The following is a 7,117-nucleotide window of genomic DNA, read 5'->3' on the forward strand; positions in this document are numbered from 1 at the left end:
TAAGTTCCATAATACAGATTAAAAAAGGGGAAAATCACAGCAATTAAATCCTTAAATTTGTACTCATCTTAATATAAAAATGTGCAATGCAGACTCCCATAACATCCATACCCGTTTTAGACTTAGAAGATGTTCCTGTAAATCTAATGTCTGCTTATAAAAACAAAGTGTTGTTAGTTATTATATACAACAACGATTGTTTAGGATGTACGGGACGCGCTATTCCTTTGGCTTACGAGTTTCAGCAGACATTTCCCAACATACAAGTGATAGGTATTCATGCCGATTTTGTAAACAGAGAAGGCACAAAAGACAATATAAAACAAGTCTTTACAAGTGGTGAAGTACCGTTTCCAATATACATAGATAAACAACATCAGGTGTTCGATCAGTTTCATGCAGAAGGGACACCACAATGGTTACTAATTGCTGAAGATGGCACATTATTTCGGTCTATTTTCGGCTCTCAAGATAACGCCCAAAACCGCTTGCATTATGCCTTAGAGAGTCTAGCAGGAAATACAAGCCATGAGGCTACTGCTGAGGATTCTTAACTACTACCGATCCTAATATTAAAAATAGTAAAAACGCCAAAGCAATATATCCGATATAGGCATAAGAGCCTAACGTGGTAAAACAATAACTGAACAGACTTGGAGCAATGGCACTTCCAATCACTAAAAAACTCATCACCTTTCCGCTAATGGCTCCTAAATGTAGTCGTCCATAATAACGCGGCCATGTTACAGCATTAATCACTGCAAATAGCCCACTCATAATTCCCAAACCAGCTACTAATCCGTAAATACCTAACGGATGAGATAATCCAATTAAACCGCTTGCCGCCAAAACTCCTGCGGTTAACATGATATACAAATATATTTTATGACTGATGTAATCACTTAAAATATTACAACATGTAGAGACTGATAGCGCAATGATGGATATGGGAATAAAAATAGCAATGGCATGAGACTTATCATAGCCTTGCGTTGCAAAAATAGACACCACATGAAAGGTGAATCCCGTAGCAAAGAAGCTATTAAATGCCAATATTAAACCAAACATCCAAAAGCCACGGGTGCGTTTTGCTTCAGTTAAAGTAAAATCCTTCACTATTTGTTTTGGAGTATCTGCCACTTTCTTAATATGTTTTCGGACACCATCGGGAACCAGATTAAAATCTTCAGGTTTATTACGATACAATTGAAGAATACAAAAACTAAAAAGGAACAAACCTACAGCAAGAATTTGCCAGCTGCGTTCCCATCCGTGGTTATCTATCAAATAATTCATTACTAAAGGTGAACTCGAAAACCCTAAAGAAACGGTCACGCTACTTACGGCATTAACTTTCCCCCTATTTTTATCGAACCACAACATAATCATGTTTCTAGATGCCATAGTCAGCACACCTTGTCCGCTAAATCGAATTAAAAAAAACAACACACACATGATACCAAATGGAACTGTCCATGAATGAATATCCAAAAAGGATTGCATATGTTCACTCATTTGAACAGATACTGCACACAACATTAATGAAAACCCTAGAAGAATAGTTGCACCAAAAGCCACATATCGCGCTCCAAAACGATCGAATAATAATCCGGCTTTAGACACAAAGAATGCACTCAACAACGTACCGATCATATAGGCATTGCTAAACTGATTCCGACTTAAACCTAAAGCATCTTTTACCGGATCTGTAAACACAGACACTCCTACAGTTTGTCCAGGAATACTAGCCAAAACACCTAAGCTTCCTATAACAAGCACAACATAACCGTAAAAAAAAGGGACTTTATTGGGATTGACGAAGGAGTAAGAATTGGGCGTAGACATGATTGATTTTAAAGCCCTTAAAAGTAAGCCATTTAATTGATTGTTCTTTAGTAATAGGTCCGTTTTTTAACACTAAAATTAATCCGTTTTTAACTTGGTTTAGATCTTTAATAAATCCCACGTGACATGAATAACGGCAATAGTATATTCGAATGCATCAATGTAAACCTCTTATCCTTTCTAACTTGAAAAAAAAGTCATCGGATTTTAAATACATCCGATTGAATACGTAAATATAAAAGTTATATGATCAATTTAATGCCAAAATATGCCGCTGCAGGAATCTTAGGAACTGTAGCAATGACCATGTTTTTGATAATCGCACCTGTTATAGGAATGCCAAAGATGGCACCTTGGGAATTATTATCAGATATCTTAGGTGTGTCTTTGGTGTTAGGCTGGGTATTACATTTTGCGATCGGGATACTTTTTGGAATGGGATATGGATTTATTTTTGCACCCAAAATACACATGCACAATATCTGTTTAAAAGGAACTACGTATGGTATACTTTCTCTAATTATAGCACAAACAAGTATCTTCATTTTAAATATGTTATTTCAAATATCACTAGTACATGATATTGTGCTTTGGCAATTAATAGTAATGCTTGTCGGACACATTGTGTTTGGTATAGTAACCGCCATGTTAATAGAAGAAAACAATGTACTTCATGCCTTTTAATATCATAATTAGCGTCCATATAATTAAATACACCACATATAAATCAAGAATTTAAAAGCAATATTAATTTTATACAACAACTTATGAAAGACATAGATTTCAGTAATTTAAAAGCCGTATTTGTTAACTGTACTTTAAAGCAATCACCTGCTGAAAGTCACACCCGTAACCTTATGGATGTTTCTATAAATATTATGAAATCTGAAGGCGTTTCTGTGGAAGTTATTCGCCTTGCAGATTACAATATTCCTCCGGGAGTACAACCAGATATGACAGAAGAAGGTTATGACAAAGATGAATGGCCAAGCCTTTACGAAAAAATTAAAGCTGCCGATATTTTAGTTATCGGGACACCCATTTGGTTAGGAGAACGCTCTTCGGTTGCGTCTAAATTAATTGAACGCTTATACGCCATGAGTGGCTATCAAAACGATAAAGGCCAATATGTATATTATGGTAAAGCTGGTGGCTGTATTATTACAGGAAATGAAGATGGTGTAAAACATTGTGCTATGGGCATGCTATATGCTTTACAACATTTAGGATATAGTATTCCGCCACAAGCAGATGCGGGTTGGATTGGACCGGTCGGACCTGGACCTAGTTATGGCGATACCGAATGGAAAGGCGAAACTATAGATCCGCCAGTGGGCTACGACTCCGAATTCACCAATAGAAATACAACCTTTATGAGTTATAACTTAATGCATCTTGCCAAAATGCTAAAAGCACAAAAGGGTTATCCGGCATATGGAAATTCAAGGGAAGCTTGGGATGATGGTACACGTTGGAATTTCTCCAATCCAGAATATAGATAAACACACTTAAAAAGCTTTAATCTTGTTAATTACAACAGCATTAAAGCTTTTTTTTGTTTAATTTATAAGTTTATATATAGTTATATATAAATACCATAAAGAATGTCTACAAAAAACAAGAACAGCTAATACACTTCACAAAAACACAGCCTATTAAAATTAACATTTTTTAAAGGTATTGTATTATTTAATATAGTATTTTCGCCGGCTTAAAATAATTATCAAGAATCTCAAACAAGGAGATAGCAACCTGCAATAACAAGCAAGGTGCTAAAGAGATAAGCCAATTAATTGGAACAAATGTTAATCCAAATGTCTTATTATTTGCGACTCATCTTCTTGTAAAAGCATCTCATATGGACCATACTATACCCAATACTCCAAAGTTTACCGCTTTAATTCCATTACTCGTTTTTGTACTTACGTTTTTAGGCGTAGGGATTTATCAAGACGATTTTTATGCCTTACCCTCACCTATTGCTGTTATTGGTGGTATTATCGTAGCATTTATTATGTTTAAACAGTCTATCAATTCAAAAATTGAAACACTATTGAAAGGCTGCGGGGACACCAAAATTTTAACCATGTGTTTAATTTATTTACTCGCGGGTGCCTTTGCAGCCATAGCAAATGAAACGGGTAGTGTTGATGCTATTGTTAATCTGGGCTTAGATTATATTGCCATTCAATATATTTATGTGGGGATATTCATTATTGCTGGGTTTTTATCAGTATCGACTGGAACATCTGTTGGAGCCATAGTCGCTTTAGCACCTATAGTCGTGAGTTTTGCAGATAAAAGTAGTGCAGATTTAGCCATACTTTGTGGTGCATTATTAGGCGGAAGTATGTTTGGTGATAATTTATCAGTCATCTCGGATACGACCATTGCAGCAACCCAATCTTTAGGCGTTAAAATGAGCGACAAGTTTAAGCAGAATGTCAAAATAGCCATACCTGCTGCCCTATTCACTGTTGTATTATTAATATTTCAGGGCTTAGGACTTAAATCTGAAGCTACAGAAACAGTGGTGTACAGCTATTCCATTATAAAAATACTACCTTATATTCTAGTTATTATATTATCAATAGTTGGTGTAAATGTATTCGTGACTTTACTTTTAGGGACACTAACTGCTGGACTTTTAGGGATTATTTATGGGGATTTCTCTTTATTAGAAGCCACTAAAATTACTTATGATGGTTTTACAAACATGACGGAAATATTCCTATTATCCTTACTCACTGGTGGTTTAGCTGCCTTAGTAGAACGCAATGGTGGAATTGCTTACATCTTAACGCATATAAGAAAACGTATTAGCAGCACCAAGACCGCAGAACTAGGTATTGCAACCTTGGTAAGTACTATAAATATGGCCATTGCAAACAATACGGTTTCAATTATAATTGCAGGACCAATTAGTAAAACTATTAATGACGAATATGGTTTAGACAACAAAAAAACAGCTTCAATTCTAGATATTTTCTCTTGTATTTCTCAAGGCTTATTACCCTATGGTGCACAAGTTTTAATGATTTTGAGTTTCTCTAAAGGTCAAATAGATTATCTGGATTTAGTGAGTAATACGTGGTATTTACTCTTATTATTTCTATATACTATTGCATTTATCACCTTAAAACCGTTAGCATTTTTAAAACGCCAATAAACTTTAGATTTAAAGTTTTGGAAGGGTAAAATAAAACGTACTGCCTGCTCCTTCTGTACTCTCTAGCCAAATTTCACCATGGTAATGAGATATGATTTTCTTGACAATAGAAAGTCCAATCCCAGAAGATGAGCCTGTACTTTCTAATTTGGTAAAGACTTTAAAAATCTTATCAAAGTAATTGGAGTGAATGCCCATACCATTATCTCGGATAGAAAACATTAAATCGTCTGCCGTTTCGGTACAACCAATACTAATTTCACCCGTCGGTTTATCGTTGTATTTGATGCCATTTTGAATTAAGTTCTGAAAAACTTGCTTAAAACGCCACGTATTTCCACGATATTTAGGTAAGTGATCTTGCACCTGAATCTGAATATGGCTAGGTACTAAAAGCGTTTGCAATACATCTGTTATTATCACATTAAAATCTATGGTGGTATCGTCTGATTCTAAACGTTCAATTGTAGAATAATCTAAAATCCCGCGGATTAAGAAATCCATTTTCTCTACATTAAACAAGACCTGTTCTAATGGTTTTAATTGTTGCGCACTTAAGGTGTCTTGATGATCTTCCATATACCAGCCAATTAGCGTATGTATGTTAATTAGCGGGGCTTTCAAGTCGTGAGACACCACATGAGCATATTCATTTAAAGCTTCATTCTGTAAAGATAAATGTTGTAATAACTCCTCTTTTTTTCGTTCTTGTGCTTGAATCCGTAATTCTGTTTCCTTCCGTTGCCTGACATTTACCAACATATTGGCATACACAAAGAGAATTTCTTTTTCGTTATCGTCGTACTTATTTATATGCTGTACCGAATCAAAACCTATAAAACCTATCAATTCGTTATTTTCAAACTTAGGTATGGTAATCAAACTTTTAATGCCTTGAGGTTCTAAAACCGCTTTTAAACCCAATTCACCATCATCGGGTAATAAACTTACATCTTCCACATAAAACGGTACCCCTTGCTTGTGCGCTTCAACCCAATCCGGAATGTAATCCATTGGCACGTTTTGTAAATGCTCTATTTCAGGCGCAATACCTTCAGCACACCATTCATAGGTGTTAGAGGCCGTATTATTTACAAAATCATATGAAAAGATATAACTCCTATCCGAAGCTACGAATTCTCCTATTTGGTGTAAAGAGGTATTAATAAGCGCATCTATATCAGATAAATCGGAATTAATATAAGTGGTAGAAATACTGATAAGTAATTGCTGAAAACGCAGCTGGCGTTCTATAATCGCATCTTTTTCAGATTGATTTAAAGCTGCTGGTGGCTGACTCTCAAAATGCCCAGATAGTTTTTGGATGTCGTTGGTAGGTTTGTCTTGCATGTTCTAGGTTTAGTAGTGTATCTAAAATTTAACGGCACTTTTAAAGATACAATTATCCGAACTAATATAAAAATTTAAACAATAAAAGACCTTCTAACAGCAACCGTAATACGCTAAAAAAGAAGTACCTTAATGGGTTCAAACTAACCTTTTAATTATGAGTACAAAACACACCACCTATTCCAGAAGAACCTTTTCAAAACTATCGGCATTGGGTTTAGTCGGCCTGCCATTATTATCGTTTCAAGAAGCCTTAGATCCCATTGAATGTTCTGCTCCAGAATCTTTACAAGTACATTTGTTTTCTAAACATTTGCAGTTCTTAGATTATAATGCAATGGCAGCAGCAACAGTTGCAATGGGGTTTGATGGTGTAGATTTAACAGTACGACCAAAAGGACATGTGTTACCAGAACGCGTGACAGACGAATTACCAAAAGCGGTTGAAGCGATGACAAAACACGGACTATCGCCTCAATTAATGTCCACTAACGTTTGGGATATTACAGACCCTATACAACATACCGTTTTAAAAACAGCCAGTCAGTTGGGCTTTACCCATTACCGTACGGCTTGGTTAAAGTATCCAGAAGATCGTTCAATTACAGAGAGTCAGCTACTATACGCCCAACAAGCAAAAGTTCTAGAAAGGGTCAATTCAGAATTAGGATTGGTTGGTGGTTATCAGAACAATTCGGGCATGAATGTGGGCGCCCCAGTTTGGGATTTAATACCCATTTTAGAAGCTACTAA

The 7,117-nt window shown here is 35.7% G+C and carries 6 protein-coding genes, 1 pseudogene and 1 riboswitch; of the genes and pseudogenes, 5 read left to right on the top strand and 2 right to left on the bottom strand.

Annotated elements, in window-relative coordinates:
- Nucleotides 1-86 precede the first annotated feature (86 nt).
- Nucleotides 87-554 (top strand): TlpA family protein disulfide reductase, encoded by a 468-nt coding sequence (locus AST99_RS08265; protein ID WP_057781370.1) that lies wholly within the window; start codon nt 87-89, stop codon nt 552-554.
- Here AST99_RS08265 and AST99_RS08270 read toward each other — a convergent pair.
- Nucleotides 535-1,845, bottom strand: a complete 1,311-nt coding sequence (locus AST99_RS08270; protein ID WP_057781372.1) for an MFS transporter — start codon at nt 1,843-1,845, stop codon at nt 535-537. The genes AST99_RS08265 and AST99_RS08270 overlap by 20 nt on opposite strands.
- Nucleotides 1,846-2,091: 246 nt before the next feature.
- Between AST99_RS08270 and AST99_RS08275 the strand changes: the two genes are divergently transcribed.
- The 3 genes from AST99_RS08275 to AST99_RS08285 all read left to right on the top strand — a co-directional run bounded on the left by AST99_RS08275 (nt 2,092) and on the right by AST99_RS08285 (nt 5,014).
- Nucleotides 2,092-2,529 (top strand): DUF6789 family protein, encoded by a 438-nt coding sequence (locus tag AST99_RS08275; protein WP_057781373.1) that lies wholly within the window; start codon nt 2,092-2,094, stop codon nt 2,527-2,529.
- Nucleotides 2,530-2,612: 83 nt separating this feature from the next.
- On the top strand, nt 2,613-3,347 hold the full coding sequence (locus AST99_RS08280; protein ID WP_057781374.1) for a flavodoxin family protein: 735 nt from the start codon (nt 2,613-2,615) through the stop codon (nt 3,345-3,347).
- Nucleotides 3,348-3,560: 213 nt separating this feature from the next.
- Nucleotides 3,561-3,658, top strand: a riboswitch (SAM-I-IV-variant riboswitch).
- 45 nt (nt 3,659-3,703) lie between these two features.
- Nucleotides 3,704-5,014 carry a Na+/H+ antiporter NhaC family protein gene (locus AST99_RS08285; RefSeq protein ID WP_057781375.1) on the top strand — a complete coding sequence of 437 codons (1,311 nt, stop codon included), beginning with the start codon at nt 3,704-3,706 and terminating at the stop codon, nt 5,012-5,014.
- Between the two features lie 9 nt (nt 5,015-5,023).
- Here the strand turns inward: AST99_RS08285 and AST99_RS08290 are convergent, their stop codons facing one another.
- Nucleotides 5,024-6,364 (bottom strand): GAF domain-containing sensor histidine kinase, encoded by a 1,341-nt coding sequence (locus tag AST99_RS08290; protein ID WP_083495642.1) that lies wholly within the window; start codon nt 6,362-6,364, stop codon nt 5,024-5,026.
- A 157-nt stretch (nt 6,365-6,521) separates the two neighbouring features.
- Here AST99_RS08290 and AST99_RS08295 point away from each other — a divergent pair.
- Nucleotides 6,522-7,117, top strand: a pseudogene (locus AST99_RS08295) (sugar phosphate isomerase/epimerase); the annotation flags it as partial.

Source organism: Formosa algae (assembly GCF_001439665.1).
GTDB classification, from domain to species: Bacteria; Bacteroidota; Bacteroidia; order Flavobacteriales; family Flavobacteriaceae; genus Formosa; species Formosa algae.

Excerpts from the sequence above, each read along its gene's own strand:
- AST99_RS08265 (WP_057781370.1), top strand. The coding sequence starts at position 87 with ATGCAGACTCCCATAACATCCATACCCGTTTTAGACTTAGAAGATGTT.
- AST99_RS08270 (WP_057781372.1), bottom strand. The coding sequence starts at position 1,845 with ATGTCTACGCCCAATTCTTACTCCTTCGTCAATCCCAATAAAGTCCCT.
- AST99_RS08275 (WP_057781373.1), top strand. The coding sequence starts at position 2,092 with ATGATCAATTTAATGCCAAAATATGCCGCTGCAGGAATCTTAGGAACT.
- AST99_RS08280 (WP_057781374.1), top strand. The coding sequence starts at position 2,613 with ATGAAAGACATAGATTTCAGTAATTTAAAAGCCGTATTTGTTAACTGT.
- AST99_RS08285 (WP_057781375.1), top strand. The coding sequence starts at position 3,704 with ATGGACCATACTATACCCAATACTCCAAAGTTTACCGCTTTAATTCCA.
- AST99_RS08290 (WP_083495642.1), bottom strand. The coding sequence starts at position 6,364 with ATGCAAGACAAACCTACCAACGACATCCAAAAACTATCTGGGCATTTT.